Here is a 13,230-nt window from a genome sequence, read left to right as displayed (position 1 = left end):
GAGGCGCTGTGGTGTGGAGGACGCCAGGCTGTGGACCGGCCACGCCCGAATTTCCGGCGACCCCGACCGCCCTCGCTGTCTATGCTTGAACGCGTGACCACGTCCGACGCGACGCCCGTCCCTTCCGCGAGCACCCGCTCCGCGGCGTTCTTCGACCTCGACAAGACGATCATCGCCCGCTCCAGCACGCTGGCGTTCTCCAAGCACTTCTACGACTCCGGCCTCATCAGCCGCCGGTCAGTGCTCCGCAGCGCGTACGCGCAGTTCATGTTCGCCCTGCAGGGTGCCGACGAGGCGCAGATGGAGAAGATGCGCGCCTACCTCACCGCGCTCGTGGAGGGGTGGGACGTCGAGACCGTGCGGCAGGTCGTCGCCGAGACGCTCCACAGTGTCGTCGACCCCCTCGTCTACGTCGAGGCCGTCGACCTGATCGCTGCGCACCGCTCCGCAGGGCGCGACGTGGTCATCGTCTCCGCCTCAGGGTCTGAGGTCGTCGACCCGATCGGCGCGATGCTCGGTGCCGACCACGTGATCGCGACGCGGCTCGTCGAGGAGGACGGCCGCTACACCGGCGAGATCGAGAGGTACGCGTACGGCGAGAACAAGGCCATCGCGATCAGGGAACTCGCCGACGAGCAGGGGTACGACCTCACCGAGTCCTACGCCTACTCCGACTCCGAGACCGACGTGCCGATGCTCGTCGAGGTCGGGCACCCGTACGTCGTCAACCCGGACAAGGCGTTGCGTCGCCTGGCTGCCGAGGAGGACTGGCCGGTGCTCGAGTTCGCCGAGCCGATCGCCCTGAAGAGCCGAGTCTCGCTCGAGTCCACCGGCAGCAAGGTCGCTGTCGCCGGGCTGGCCGCCGCCGCCGTGTCCGCGGCGGCCGGAGTCGCTCTTCACCAGCTCAAACGCCGCCGCTCTGTGTGAGCCTCGCATCTCGCCATCTGCGGCCAAGGGGTAGCCGTAACCGTCCCGAGCGGGTACAAAGGAGACAAGTAAGGCGGCAGATCGAAGACCCGGTACCCACGCGACGACCCTTCCCGTCTTAAAGGGATACCTGCCACGGGAGAACCCATCGAGGCCCCGGACTGGTACTACGGAGTTCAGGACGCCTGGTAGCCGAGAAGACGGTCAGCCAAGGGCGCGCCATCTCGAGCAGGTGGCGCGTCTGCCTGTTCAGACGGCTTCGCCGCCCTCCCACGGGAGCGCGCACGAGGGCTGGGGCGCGCACGGGGTTGGGGTGTGCGCACAGGGGTTGGGGTGTCAGGAGCGGCGGCGGGGGCCCTTCGGTGGCTCGACAGGCGCCGCCTCCGCGCCGTCCGCGTACGCCTGTGCCGCGTACAGCAGCCACTTGTGCACGCCTGCCGTCCCCTCCGACTCGTACTCGCCCAGCAGCTTCGTGTAGCCCGCCCCCGCAGCCCGGTGACCGGCCTCCGGCACCGTCAGGCTCGCCGGATCGACACCCTTGGCGACGATCACCAGCCGCTCGGCCGCCCGTGCGACGATCCCGTTGTCGGACACGAACGCCCCTGCGGTCGCGATCTCGGCGTGCACGACCGAAGCGACCAGCAGGCCCGGCGCCTCTGTCGGGGCGACCACGGCCTGCGCGAGCGTGCCGAGCCGCCTCGCACCCTCCGGCGACACCGGCCGTCCCAGCTCGTCGTCGCTGACTCGGCCCCGCGCCACCAGCGCGTGGATGCGGGCGATCGCCTGAAGCGGCGCCTTGTGCCACGTCGGGACCAGCGACAGCAGCTCGGTGCTCATCCGCGCGACGGCGAGGGCAAGCGGATCGGCCTCGCCGCGACGCAGGCCGTCCGGATCGTACGGGGCACCGTCGATCGCGGCGCTCGCGGCCGCGCCCAGCAGCAGCGAGTCGGCCGTCATCTCGGGCGTGCTGCGGCGCAGACCGCGGTCACGCAGCAGCGAGTCGAGACCGTCACGGGTGGCAGCGAACGCCGACGGGACACCGTCCAGCGCCGTCAGGGCGGAAAAGGGGTCAGGCACGCCCTGCAGGATACGGGGCGGGCCGCGGAGCCGTTGGTAGCCTCGGGCCTGTGGACAGGTCCCCGGAGCGTGCGCGAGCCTTCGACGCGTGCGCCGGAGACTACGCGCACTCCCGACCGTCCTACCCCGAGCGCGCCGTGCGGTGGCTCATCGGTGACGCGCCCGTCCGCGTTCTCGAGCTCGGCGCCGGATCCGGCCAGATGACCACCGCCCTGACGGCGCTCGGGCACGACGTCGTCGCCCTCGACCGCTCCGCCGAGATGCTCGGCAGGCTCGCCAGGCGCCTCGAGGTCCCCGTCGTACGCGCGGTCGCCGAGCGCCTTCCGTTTCCCGCCGGGTCCTTCGACGTCGTCGTGGCCGCGCAGTCGTACCACTGGTTCGACGCCGAGCGCACCCTCCCCGAGGTCGCCCGCGTCCTGCGGACCGGTGGACGTGCCGCGCTCGTCTGGAACACCCGCGACGAGTCCGTCCCGTGGGTCCGCCGCCTCACGGCGATCATCGACGCCGAGCCCGACGACCTCGCGGCGATCACCGACTCGCTGCCGCTCTCGGGGTTGTTCGATCTGCCCGACTCTGCCGACTTCGGCTTCTGGCAGCAGCTCGACCTCGACGCCCTCCTCGCCCTGGTCTCGTCGCGCTCGTCGATCGCCGCACGGGCCCACCGCGAGCGAGAACGTGTCCTCGACCAGGTCCGTGCCCTGTACGAGAGCCACGCCAGCGGGCACAACGGTCTGCGGATGCGGTACGCGACGCGCTGCTACCGCGCGATCGTCCACAAGGACGCCCTCAATCCCTCGTCCGTGCCGCGCGGCGAGCTGCGCATCGGGCTGGGTTGAGCGTCTGCTGAGAGCGAACGAAGCGCGTCTGCGATGGCGCGAACTTGGGTACGCCGCCTAGCGTGAAAGAGTGACCACCTTGCTCGCACCCGTCCCGCCCGCACCGGAGCCCGCCCCGCTGCTGCGTGAGGCGCTGGGCGACGCGCTCCGCGGGGAGCGCCGTGCGCGCGGCAGGACCTTGCGCGACGTTGCGAAGTCCTCCCGAGTCTCGCTGGCCTACCTCTCCGAGATCGAGCGCGGCCAGAAGGAAGCCTCTTCGGAGATCATCGCCTCGGTCTGCACGGCCCTCGGCATCACGATGCTCGACCTCGTCGCCACGGTCGCCCGCGCCTACGCCGTGCACCAGGGAGTCGCGCCGGTGCGCGAGGCCGGCACTCCGCAGTGCCCCGTCGCGATGGCGGCCTGATCGGCACCCCTGGGTCGGCACCGCCGCCCGAGCCCGCACCCGGGACCCTCGTCCGTCAGGTCACGACGAAGTACGGCGGCCACCCGCACTGGGAGTTCGACACGATCGCGCACGCCCGCGACGAGGTCGGTACGTGGCTGTACATGCCGGCAGGGTCGCGCATGGTCCGCCCGGCCCGCGACGTACGGACGGTCGTCGACAGCATCACGCTCGTCCCGCACACCGACCCGTACGTCGCGACGTTCCACGCCGTCGAGGACGATCCGACCAGACGACTGCGGTGGCGTCTCTACGTCGACATGACGACCCCGGCGAGGTGGGAGGCGCCCGATCTCGTGACGATGCTCGACCTCGACCTCGATGTGGTCCTGACGATCGACGGACAGGTCGAGACGCACGACGCCGACGAGCTCACCGAGCACCGCCTCACGTACGGCTATCCCGACGACCTCGTCACCCTCGCCGAACGCTCCGCCCACGACGTCGCCGACGCGGTCGTACGGCGCCACGAGCCGTTCGGGGAGCTCGGCTGGACACGTCTGCGCGAGGCGCAGGGCGCGTTCTCGCGCTGAGCCGCCCGCCGGCTCAGCGCGCCCGCCTCAGCTCGTCGACCAGGCCCCGAGCTCGTTGCCGCTCGGGTCGAGGAAGTGGAAGCGGCGACCGCCGGGGAACGCGTACGGCCCCTCGATGACCTTGCCGCCCGCCGCCGTGACGGACGCGGCGCACGCCTCGAGGTCGTCGGCGTACAGCAGGACGAGGGTCGACCCGCGGGTCACCTCGTCGGCCAGCCGCAGGCCACCCGCCTCCTCGCCCCCGGACTCGGCGGGCGTACGGAAGCCGGCGTACTCGTCGCCGTACGGGACGATCTCCCACCCGAACGCGTCACGGTAGAACGCGGACGCGGCCGGCAGGTCGGTGACGGCGATCTCGACGTAGTCGACGGACAGCGGGATGGAGTGCTCGTGACCAGGCATGGATCCACCGTCGCACGAAGGTCAGACAGTCTCGACGGGTCCGCGCGACGCCGCCGGTCAGTACCCTGAAAGGGTGCGTTTTCTCAACGACCAGCAGCCGTCCCAGGATCTGACCTACAGCGACGTGTTCATGGTGCCGTCGCGCTCCGACGTCATCTCCCGCTTCGACGTCGATCTCACCACCCCCGACGGCGTCGGCACGACGATCCCGGTCGTCGCGGCCAACATGACGGCGGTCTCTGGACGCCGGATGGCCGAGACCCTGGCGCGTCGAGGCGGGCTTGCCGTCATCCCGCAGGACATCCCGCTCGACGTCGTCGCTCGCTCCGTGGCGCAGGTCAAAGCGGCACACCCGATCTATGACACCCCGGTCTCCGTCACGCCCGACACCACCGTCGGCGAGGCGCTCAGCCTCCTGCACAAGCGCGCCCACGGCGCCGTGCTCGTGGTCGAGGGCGACAAGCCTCTCGGTGTCGTCACCGAGCACGACGGCGCCGAGGTCGACCGGTTCGCGCAGGTCCACGAGGTGATGAGCTCCGACGTGCTCGCGCTCGACGCCGCCGACGACCCCCGTACGGTCTTCGACGCGCTCAGCGAGCACCACCTGTCGTACGCGCCCGTCCTGCACGACGGCGCCCTCGTCGGCGTCGCGACGAAGAAGGGCGCCCTGCGCTCGACGCTCTACACGCCAGCCCTCGACGCCGAAGGCCGCCTCGAGATCGGTGCCGCGATCGGCATCAACGGCGACGTGCGCGGCAAGGCCGAGGCGCTGCTCGCGATGGGCGTCGACGTCCTCGTCGTCGACACCGCGCACGGTCACCAGGACAAGATGCTCCAGGCGCTGCCGCTGGTCGTCGCGGCGCGCGACGCGTACGAGGTCGAGACCGGCCGCCGCGTCCCGGTCGTCGCCGGCAACGTCGTATCGGCCGACGGCACCCGCGACCTCATCGCCGCCGGAGCCGACATCGCCAAGGTCGGCGTCGGTCCGGGCGCGATGTGCACCACCCGCATGATGACCGGTGTCGGACGGCCGCAGTTCTCGGCCGTGCTCGAGTGCGCCACCGCAGCCGCCGACCTCGGCAAGCACGTGTGGGCCGACGGCGGCGTCCGATATCCCCGCGACGTCGCGCTGGCGCTCGCGGCCGGCGGAGCGAGCGTGATGATCGGCTCCTGGCTGGCCGGCACGTACGAGAGCCCGGGCGACCTGCGCATCGGCACGGACGGCCGCCCCTACAAGGAGTCGTTCGGCATGGCCTCGGCCCGCGCGGTCTCCAACCGCACCCGCGACGCGGCCGGCTTCGAGCGCGCCCGGATGGCGCTGTTCGAGGAGGGCATCAGCACCTCCCGCATGTATCTCAACCCCGAGCGCCCCGGCGTGGAGGACCTGATCGACCAGATCATCGCGGGCGTCCGCTCGTCGGCGACGTACGCCGGTGCGCGGAGCATCCCCGAGTTCGCCGAGCGTGCGGTCGTGGGACTGCAGAGCACCGCCGGGTACGAGGAAGGGCGCCCGCTGCACGCCAGCTGGTGACGGCCGCTCGGCGCGGCGATCGCCCGCGCCGTACCCTGTCGGTTCCTTCGGGTACCCCAGCGAACGGCGACTGACCCCACCGCACCCACTCGGGTCGGCGCAGCTTGGCAGGGGTACCCGAGCGAACGTGGCCCCCGGCGGACGTCAGTCGTCGCCGACGCCGCGAGCGGCGAGCGCGTCGCCCGTCTCCTGGGCGCGCGCGACGACCCGGATGACGAACGGCGAGAGATACGCCCGTGGGCGCCGCTCGAGCCCTCGGGCGCGAGCAGCGTCGCGCGTCTCCGCGGCGATCGCGAACGTGCCCGGGATCGCCTGCATCGCGAGGGAGATCGTCAGCGCGACGCGGTCGGGATCCACACCGAACCAACGCAGCGGCGTGATCCACCGGACAAAGGCGTCGAGCATCGCGTTGACCGGTGTCGTGGCGGTGAGGACGACCGCCATCAGCGACAGCGATACGAGGTCGAGCAGCGTCTCGATCGCGCGGTCGCGGCCGTGGAACCACCACTGGAAGGCCCCGATCACGACCGCCACGAGCAGCACCGCCCGTGCCGCGCGCGCGAGCAGCCTCAACGGCACCCGAGCGACGGCTGCGACCGCGAGCGCGACGGCGAGGTACGCCCACGACGCAGGCATGCTGCGTACCGCCACGACCGCGACGCTGAACACCGCGAGCGCCGCGACCTTCACGCCCACCGGCAACCGGTGGACCACCGAGTCGCCCGGCTGATAGACACCGATCAGGTACGGGGTGCTCACGGTGCGACCGCCTGCTCGACAGACGCCACGTAGTCCGCGACGGCCTCGTCGGCATCCCCGTCGAAGCGCACCCGCCCGTGGTCGACGACGAGGACGCGGTCGCAGTGCCGTACGAGATCGAGGTCGTGGGTCACCAGCACGACCTGCTGGTCGAGCCCGTGGAGCAGGTCGCCGATCCGCCGGGTGTTGGCGAGGTCGAGGAGGGTCGTCGGCTCGTCGGCGACCACGACGACAGGCTCCGTCGCAAGGACACCCGCGATCGCCAGCAGCTGACGCTGTCCACCCGACAGGGCATGGACGCTCGTGTCGGCGAGGTCGCGCAGCCCGTACCGCGCGAGCACGTCGAGCGCCCGCTCGCGCCGCTCACCGGCGCGCTTGACGTGGCGGCGCAGCGAGAGCTCGATGTCCTCGACGCACGTCGGCATCACCACCTGCGCCGCGGGGTCGGTGAACACGAACCCCACCCGGCGGCGTACGCGCGACGGCTGCGCGGCGACGTCCACCCCGTCGACGAGGACCCGGCCCGTCGACGCGGTGACGAGCCCGTTGACCATCCGGGCGAGCGTGGACTTCCCTGAGCCGTTGGCGCCGATCACGCCGATGCGGCGCTCGGTCAGCTCCAGCGACGTCGGCGCGAGGATCACCTTGTCACCCTTCGGGGTGGGGACCGTGACCCCCGCGCCGTCAAACGTCAGTGTCGGCACGATCAGGGGTGCAGCAGGCGTGGGAAGGCGCGGTGCACCTCGGCCGCGATGATCGCGACCAGCGTCGTCTTGAGGAGGTCTCCGATCCAGAACGGCGCGTCCCAGGTCATCGCCGTCCACAGCGAGACGTCCTGGTGGAGCATCATGCCGACGACCCCGAACGGGTGGATCACGAGGATGCTCGCCGAGATCGAGCACAGGAAGACCCAGACCGCGCGCGTCTTGCGCTGCGGGCCGGCGACGTACTTCACGAGGAACCCGCCGAGCAGCGCGGCGAACGGGAAGCCGATCAGGTAGCCGGCGCTGACGCTCGTGAACGTGCCCAGCCCCGACGAGTGCTCGGCGAACACCGGGAGACCGATCGCACCGAGCACGAGGTAGAGCGTGACCGCGGTGAACCCGCGCCACGGCCCGAGGAGGCAGCCCGTGAGCATCACGGCGAAGGTTTGCAGCGTGATCGGCACGCCGGAGGCGCCGACCGGGATCGCGGGCAGGTACGCACATGCCGAGATGAGCGCCGCGAACGCCGCGATGAGCGCGAGATCGGTGGTCGAGAACGAGCGTCTGGTGGCGACGACGTCGTCGGCCGTGGACGGCGTGGCCTGGGAATCGAGGGTCATGAGGTCTCCTGAACAGTGTTCACCTGAACGGTGTTCAGGCTAACCGATAGACTGCTCCCATGGCCAACACCCTCCAGGACGTCGTGCAGGGTGCGCTGCGGGTTCTCGACACCCACGGCCTGGAGTTCTTGTCGATGAGGAGGGTCGCCGCCGAGCTCGAGGTGCAGCCGAGCGCGCTCTACCACCACGTCCCCAACAAGCAGACGCTCCTCGCCCTGATGGCCGACGAGATCCTCGCGCGCGGGCGCCGCCCGGACGCGACGGGCCCGTGGGACGCACAGGTGACCGCCCTCTGCCACGAGACGCGCGACGCGATGCTGGCGGTACGCGACGGTGCCGAGGTGGTCGCGACGGCATCCGCGTTCGGCCTCGGCGCAGGAGAGCCCGAGCAACGCCTCGTACAGATGCTTGACGTCTTCGAGAGGGACGTCGCCGTGACGGGCGCTCGGACGATCATGCTCTTCGTCCTCGGGCACGCCTCCGCGCGTCAGATGCACGAGCAGGCGAGCGCGACAGGGGCGATCACGTACGACCCGTCGATCGGGTCTCCGGAGTCCTTCGATCTCGGACTCGGCCTCCTGCTGTCGGGGCTGCGTGCGGCGCTCCCGGTCAGGGCCTGAGGGTTTCGACAGGCTCAACCAGCGGCGGCCGGGTTTCGACAGGCTCAACCAGCGGCGGCGGGGTTCAACCGGCGGGTCAGCGCATCATGTCGCTGAACGCCGAGGACGCCGGCGCCGGCGCCGCCTGAGGCCCGACCACGATCTGGCTCGCGAGCCGGAAGACCTCGATCAGGAGCCGGTCAAGCGTGTCGACGAGCGCAGCCTCGTTGGGGGTGCTGCTGCGGAAGAGCTGGGTGTCGACGCTGCGGTGGGCCTCGACCCAGCCGATGGACGACCACGACTCGGCGACGGTCGTCGCGACGTCACCGCGGTAGTCGCTCGTGAGCCGCAGACGCGACCCGCTGCGATGACTGAAAATGACGACGCGGCGCATCGACGATGGGCCCTTCGTGGTGGCCTCATGGATGATCTGCCAACCGGGATACGCGGTCACGTTGCTCTCTTCTGTCTTGCTTGCGGTCGTCGAACGATGCAGTCCTGTGCCGCCCCCGTGCGCGTCATCCTAGCCCCTGTGCCGGTGTCGCCACACCCACATCCCGCCAAGTGATCTCTCTCACATCCAATTGCCCGATTTGCCGTGGTTTCGGGCTTGACAACGCCTCCGCCTCGCCGGGCCGCCATGACCCCCGTCACATCGCCGCCCGTACGTCGCGCGCCCCAGCCGCCCGTCGCGCGGACGGCGCCGCTGGACGATCCGAGGCCTCCCGCCACCCCCGAGCAGTGTGACCGGAGGCACAATGGGCGGCGGAACGTGCCGTCGAGAGACCAGAGGAACCGTCGTGGGAGAGTCACTGTCCAACCTGCTGCACGAGGACCGTCGTTTCGAGCCGCCCACCTCGCTGGCCGAGCACGCGAACGCGACGGCGGAGACGTACGCGGAGGCCGCCGAAGATCGCCTCGCCTTCTGGGCCAATGCCGCGCGCCGCCTCGACTGGGACACGCCGTTCACCGAGGTCCTCGACTGGTCGAACCCGCCCTTCGCGAAGTGGTTCGCCGACGGCACGCTCAACGCCTCATACAACTGCGTCGACCGTCACGTCGAGGCCGGCCGCGGTGACAAGGTCGCGTTCCACTGGGTCGGCGAGCCCGCCGACGACACGCGCACGATCACGTACGCCCAGCTCAAGGACGAGGTCTCGAAGGCTGCCAACGCGATCGAGGAGCTCGGCGTGGAGACCGGCGACCGCGTCGCCATCTACATGCCGATGATCCCCGAGGCCGTGATCGCGATGCTCGCGTGCGCGCGCATCGGCGCCGTGCACACGGTCGTGTTCGGCGGCTTCTCCGCAGACGCGCTCGCGAGCCGCATCGTGGACTGCGGCGCCAAGCTGGTCATCACCGCCGACGGCGGATACCGCCGCGGTGCGCCGAGCGCGCTCAAGCCCGCTGTCGACGAGGCGGTCGCCAAGGTCGAGGCCGAGCAGTCCGGCCTCGTCGAGAACGTCCTCGTCGTCCGCCGTACGGGGCAGGACGTCGCCTGGAACGGCGACCTCGACATCTGGTGGCACGAGCTCGTCGACGAGTCGTCGACCGACCACACGCCCCAGCCGTTCCCCGCCGAGCACCCGCTGTACGTCATGTACACGTCCGGCACCACCGGCAAGCCCAAGGGCATCCTGCACACCACCGGCGGCTACCTCACGCAGGCCGCGTGGACGCACTGGGCGGTCTTCGACCTGAAGGCCGAGACCGACGTCTACTGGTGCACCGCCGACATCGGCTGGGTCACCGGCCACTCCTACATCGTCTACGGCCCGCTGGCCAACGGTGCGACGCAGGTCCTGTACGAGGGCACGCCCGACAGCCCGCACAAGGGCCGCTGGTGGGAGATCGTCCAGCAGTACGGCGTGACGATCTTCTACACCGCGCCGACCGCGATCCGTACGTTCATGAAGTGGGGCGCCGAGATCCCCGCGGAGTTCGACCTGTCGTCGATCCGTGTGCTCGGGTCGGTCGGCGAGCCGATCAACCCCGAGGCGTACGTCTGGTACCGCGAGACGATCGGCGCGGGCAAGACCCCGGTCGTCGACACGTGGTGGCAGACCGAGACCGGCGCGATCATGATCTCGCCGCTGCCGGGCGTGACCGCGGCCAAACCGGGCTCTGCGATGACCGCCATCCCCGGCATCAGCGCCGACGTCGTCAACGACGACGCGGAGCCGGTCCCGAACGGATCGGGCGGCTACCTCGTCCTGACCGAGCCGTGGCCCTCGATGCTGCGCACGCTGTGGGGTGACGACCAGCGCTTCATCGACACGTACTGGTCGCGCTTCGAGGGCCTCTACTTCGCCGGTGACGGCGCGAAGAAGGACGAGGACGGCGACATCTGGTTGCTCGGACGCGTCGACGACGTGATGAACGTGTCGGGCCACCGACTGTCGACGACCGAGATCGAGTCGGCGCTCGTGTCGCACCCGAAGGTCGCCGAGTCGGCGGTCGTCGGCGCCAACGACGCGACGACCGGGCAGGCCGTCGTCGCGTTCGTGATCCTGCGCGAGTCCGCCGGCGACGGCGGCGCGGAGATCGTCGCCGACCTGCGCGCGCACGTCGCGAAGGAGATCGGCGCGATCGCCAAGCCGAAGTCGATCATGGTCGTCGCCGAGCTGCCCAAGACCCGCTCCGGCAAGATCATGCGCCGCCTGCTGCGCGACGTCGCCGAGAACCGTCAGGTCGGCGACGTCACCACGCTGGCCGACTCCGGTGTTATGGACCAGATCAAGACCGGCATGGCCAGGTCGTCCGAGGACTGACACCACCTCCGCTGACGTCGTACGGATCGAGGGTCAGAGCCCTCGATCCGTATGACGTCCGGGGTCGGGGACCCGCGGGGCGCCCACGCAACGCTGCCCGCATCCCCTAGGCTCGTTCTGACCGCACCTGCGACGAGGAGTCGTGATGTCCCACCCCGCAGCACCCGGACCTCAAGGAGACGGCGAGCCGACGATCGGGCGACTCGTCTCCGACATCAGTCGTGACCTCTCGACGCTCGTTCGCGGCGAGATCGCCCTGGCGAAGTCCGAGCTACGGGTCAGCGTCAAGTCTGGCGCGGTCGGGTCCGGCCTGCTCGTCGCGGTGGCGGTGCTGCTGCTCTTCGTGGTGACGATGCTGTCGATGGCCGGCGGCTTCTTCTTCGCGTGGCTCTTCAACCGCGACGTCCCCCTGGCCTTCACGTGGGGCTTCCTCGCGATGACGGGGGTCTGGATCCTGATCATCGTCGTCTTCGCGCTCGTCGGAATCCGCTTCCTCAAAAAGGTGAAGGCCCCGGAGAAGACGATCGCGACGGTCCAGGAGATCCCGAACGCGCTCAAGGGCAAGACCGACCCGCGGACGACGATCGATCTTCCCGAGGCCGCGGTGTCACCGGCAACCGCCGACACCGACGGCAAGCGCCTCACGTCCTGACGCGGACCACGACGCCGGCGACGACCGACACCACACCGAGCGCCCCGAGGACGAGCATCCAGAGCCCGTACGAGGCCACGACGGCATCGTGCAGCTGCTCCATCAACGCGCGACCGAACCCTGCGCTCTGCGCCACCTGATCGACGACGAGCCCGCCGCCGCTCACCGCCGCGATCTGCTCCACGACCGCGAGCACGACGAGGCCCGCTCCCATCACGATCAGCGCCGTGCCGCGACGGCGTGCCGTCACGATCGCGGCGACGCCCAGCACGAGGGCGACCGCGAGCGCCGTCCACGACCACGCGGTGATGTCCCGCACGCGATCGAGCGCCGTCCGCTGCTCGGGCGTGCCGACGGCGACGACGAGGTCACCGGGGGCGCGCAGGTTCGTCCCGAGACGTTGGTTGGCTGCGTCCGCCACGAGGGTGACGAGCGGCGTGAGGTCGACGCCGAGCCGCCCGTCGAGCTCGGCGGGCGGGATGTCAGTGACGTTGATCCGGTGGGACTGCCGGTTGACCTCGCTCCATGCAGCGTCGAACCCACTGAGCTCAGTCATGCCCTCGGCCGCACGACGGACCGCCGGCTCGGCCAGCTGTCGCCTCACCCCGTCCACTCCTGCACCGCGCAGGACGCCTTCGGAGACGGTGGAGGCGAGCTCGCTGCGGAACGCGGGGTCCTCCGCCAGCGAGTCGGCCAGGGCGACGTATCCGGACTCATCGACGATGTTGCGCTCGACCCACAGACCGGGCACGGCGACCGCGGCGGTGACGAGGGCCAGCACACCGAGCAGGGACGAGACGAACGCACGCATGGGCCGCAGCCTAGGCGGTCGCAGGACCCCGTGGGGCGCCTCGCTCGGCTACGGGCTGCTGACCCGGTCGACCACCCACGCCGCGTCCTTGGTCTCCCGGCTCATCGTCACGCGGTACTCGCCGGCGGTCGTCGGCACCGCGACCACCACACGCGAGGCCGAACCCGCCATCACGTGCGACTCGCCGTCGACCTTCGCCGGCTTGAGGACGGACGGGTCGACGAACGAGAGCACCGAGACCGCGACCGGCGAGAGCTGCGGTCGAAGCTCGGCCACCCACTGCGCGAGTGGCAGGTCCGGGCGCGCCCACAGGAGCACCACGCGTTCGGCGGACTCCTTGGCGAGCGCGTCGGCCTCGTCGGAGCCGAGAGTGCCCGTCTCCGCCGCAGCAGCAGGAGTCTTGGCCCCTCCTGCGTCGTCCGGCGAGTCGTCTGCCCCGCACGCCGGGAGCGTCAGGATCGTCACGATTGCGGCTGCGGCCAGCAGGCGGCTTCTCACAAGACTCCTTTGGTTCGGTCGACGCCGCACATTCTTCCTGGTCTGGTGTCCACGACGAAATGCGG

Annotated in this window: 16 protein-coding genes; 8 read left to right on the top strand and 8 right to left on the bottom strand. The window is 70.6% G+C overall.

Features of this window, described 5'->3' with window-relative positions; all coding sequences use genetic code 11:
* Positions 1–93 precede the first annotated feature (93 nt).
* Positions 94–927, top strand: a complete 834-nt coding sequence (locus HCT63_RS02730) for an HAD family hydrolase (RefSeq protein WP_243842856.1) — start codon at positions 94–96, stop codon at positions 925–927.
* A 336-nt stretch (positions 928–1,263) separates the two neighbouring features.
* On the opposite strand, the gene HCT63_RS02725 is transcribed toward HCT63_RS02730, so the two are convergent.
* Entirely contained in the window at positions 1,264–2,004 is a 741-nt protein-coding gene (locus tag HCT63_RS02725; RefSeq protein WP_167001245.1) for an oxidoreductase, read from the bottom strand.
* Positions 2,005–2,054: 50 nt separating this feature from the next.
* On the opposite strand from HCT63_RS02725, the gene HCT63_RS02720 reads away from it, so the two are divergent.
* The 3 genes from HCT63_RS02720 to HCT63_RS02710 all read left to right on the top strand — a co-directional run bounded on the left by HCT63_RS02720 (position 2,055) and on the right by HCT63_RS02710 (position 3,818).
* On the top strand, positions 2,055–2,840 hold the full coding sequence (locus HCT63_RS02720; RefSeq protein ID WP_167001243.1) for a class I SAM-dependent methyltransferase: 786 nt from the start codon (positions 2,055–2,057) through the stop codon (positions 2,838–2,840).
* A gap of 79 nt (positions 2,841–2,919) precedes the next feature.
* Positions 2,920–3,246 (top strand): helix-turn-helix transcriptional regulator, encoded by a 327-nt coding sequence (locus HCT63_RS02715; protein WP_167002259.1) that lies wholly within the window; start codon positions 2,920–2,922, stop codon positions 3,244–3,246.
* Positions 3,222–3,818, top strand: coding sequence for a DUF402 domain-containing protein (locus HCT63_RS02710; RefSeq protein WP_167001241.1), 597 nt, complete (start codon positions 3,222–3,224; stop codon positions 3,816–3,818). Before HCT63_RS02715 ends, HCT63_RS02710 begins: the two co-directional genes overlap by 25 nt.
* A 27-nt stretch (positions 3,819–3,845) precedes the next feature.
* Here the strand turns inward: HCT63_RS02710 and HCT63_RS02705 are convergent, their stop codons facing one another.
* Positions 3,846–4,220, bottom strand: coding sequence for a VOC family protein (locus HCT63_RS02705; protein WP_167001239.1), 375 nt, complete (start codon positions 4,218–4,220; stop codon positions 3,846–3,848).
* A gap of 73 nt (positions 4,221–4,293) precedes the next feature.
* Here HCT63_RS02705 and HCT63_RS02700 point away from each other — a divergent pair, with 73 nt between their 5' ends.
* Positions 4,294–5,751: a GuaB1 family IMP dehydrogenase-related protein gene (locus tag HCT63_RS02700; protein WP_167001237.1), complete on the top strand. Its 1,458-nt coding sequence runs from the start codon at positions 4,294–4,296 to the stop codon at positions 5,749–5,751.
* A 144-nt stretch (positions 5,752–5,895) separates the two neighbouring features.
* Here the strand turns inward: HCT63_RS02700 and HCT63_RS02695 are convergent, their stop codons facing one another.
* The 3 genes from HCT63_RS02695 to HCT63_RS02685 are packed head-to-tail and all read right to left on the bottom strand — an operon-like array spanning position 5,896 to position 7,834.
* Positions 5,896–6,510: a CbiQ family ECF transporter T component gene (locus HCT63_RS02695; protein WP_167001235.1), complete on the bottom strand. Its 615-nt coding sequence runs from the start codon at positions 6,508–6,510 to the stop codon at positions 5,896–5,898.
* Positions 6,507–7,214, bottom strand: coding sequence for an ABC transporter ATP-binding protein (locus HCT63_RS20630; RefSeq protein ID WP_167001233.1), 708 nt, complete (start codon positions 7,212–7,214; stop codon positions 6,507–6,509). Before HCT63_RS20630 ends, HCT63_RS02695 begins: the two co-directional genes overlap by 4 nt.
* Positions 7,215–7,216: 2 nt before the next feature.
* Positions 7,217–7,834, bottom strand: coding sequence for a biotin transporter BioY (locus tag HCT63_RS02685; RefSeq protein WP_167001231.1), 618 nt, complete (start codon positions 7,832–7,834; stop codon positions 7,217–7,219).
* A 59-nt stretch (positions 7,835–7,893) separates the two neighbouring features.
* Between HCT63_RS02685 and HCT63_RS02680 the strand changes: the two genes are divergently transcribed.
* The gene (locus HCT63_RS02680; protein WP_167001230.1) at positions 7,894–8,454 is read left to right on the top strand and encodes a TetR/AcrR family transcriptional regulator C-terminal domain-containing protein; all 561 of its coding nucleotides are present in this window, start codon (positions 7,894–7,896) and stop codon (positions 8,452–8,454) included.
* 76 nt (positions 8,455–8,530) lie between these two features.
* On the opposite strand, the gene HCT63_RS02675 is transcribed toward HCT63_RS02680, so the two are convergent.
* Positions 8,531–8,887 (bottom strand): hypothetical protein, encoded by a 357-nt coding sequence (locus HCT63_RS02675; RefSeq protein ID WP_167001229.1) that lies wholly within the window; start codon positions 8,885–8,887, stop codon positions 8,531–8,533.
* A 304-nt stretch (positions 8,888–9,191) separates the two neighbouring features.
* On the opposite strand from HCT63_RS02675, the gene acs reads away from it, so the two are divergent.
* Both acs and HCT63_RS02665 read left to right on the top strand, forming a co-directional pair.
* A complete protein-coding gene (gene acs / locus HCT63_RS02670; RefSeq protein ID WP_167001228.1) occupies positions 9,192–11,204 on the top strand; it encodes an acetate--CoA ligase in 2,013 nt (670 codons plus the stop codon).
* A 145-nt stretch (positions 11,205–11,349) separates the two neighbouring features.
* On the top strand, positions 11,350–11,856 hold the full coding sequence (locus tag HCT63_RS02665) for a phage holin family protein (RefSeq protein WP_167001227.1): 507 nt from the start codon (positions 11,350–11,352) through the stop codon (positions 11,854–11,856).
* Here the strand turns inward: HCT63_RS02665 and HCT63_RS02660 are convergent.
* Both HCT63_RS02660 and HCT63_RS02655 read right to left on the bottom strand, forming a co-directional pair.
* Positions 11,846–12,667 carry a hypothetical protein gene (locus tag HCT63_RS02660; protein WP_167001225.1) on the bottom strand — a complete coding sequence of 274 codons (822 nt, stop codon included), beginning with the start codon at positions 12,665–12,667 and terminating at the stop codon, positions 11,846–11,848. The genes HCT63_RS02665 and HCT63_RS02660 overlap by 11 nt on opposite strands.
* A 48-nt stretch (positions 12,668–12,715) precedes the next feature.
* Positions 12,716–13,165: a hypothetical protein gene (locus HCT63_RS02655; protein ID WP_167001223.1), complete on the bottom strand. Its 450-nt coding sequence runs from the start codon at positions 13,163–13,165 to the stop codon at positions 12,716–12,718.
* Positions 13,166–13,230 lie beyond the last annotated feature (65 nt).

This window comes from Mumia sp. ZJ430, assembly GCF_011751845.1.
In the GTDB taxonomy this organism is placed as follows: domain Bacteria; phylum Actinomycetota; class Actinomycetes; order Propionibacteriales; family Nocardioidaceae; genus Mumia.
This window is presented reverse-complemented; position numbering and strand designations above follow the sequence as displayed.

Coding starts and splice junctions, on each gene's coding strand:
- acs (WP_167001228.1), top strand. CDS start 9,192: ATGGGCGGCGGAACGTGCCGTCGAGAGACCAGAGGAACCGTCGTGGGA.
- HCT63_RS02660 (WP_167001225.1), bottom strand. CDS start 12,667: ATGCGTGCGTTCGTCTCGTCCCTGCTCGGTGTGCTGGCCCTCGTCACC.
- HCT63_RS02665 (WP_167001227.1), top strand. CDS start 11,350: ATGTCCCACCCCGCAGCACCCGGACCTCAAGGAGACGGCGAGCCGACG.
- HCT63_RS02680 (WP_167001230.1), top strand. CDS start 7,894: ATGGCCAACACCCTCCAGGACGTCGTGCAGGGTGCGCTGCGGGTTCTC.
- HCT63_RS02685 (WP_167001231.1), bottom strand. CDS start 7,834: ATGACCCTCGATTCCCAGGCCACGCCGTCCACGGCCGACGACGTCGTC.
- HCT63_RS02705 (WP_167001239.1), bottom strand. CDS start 4,220: ATGCCTGGTCACGAGCACTCCATCCCGCTGTCCGTCGACTACGTCGAG.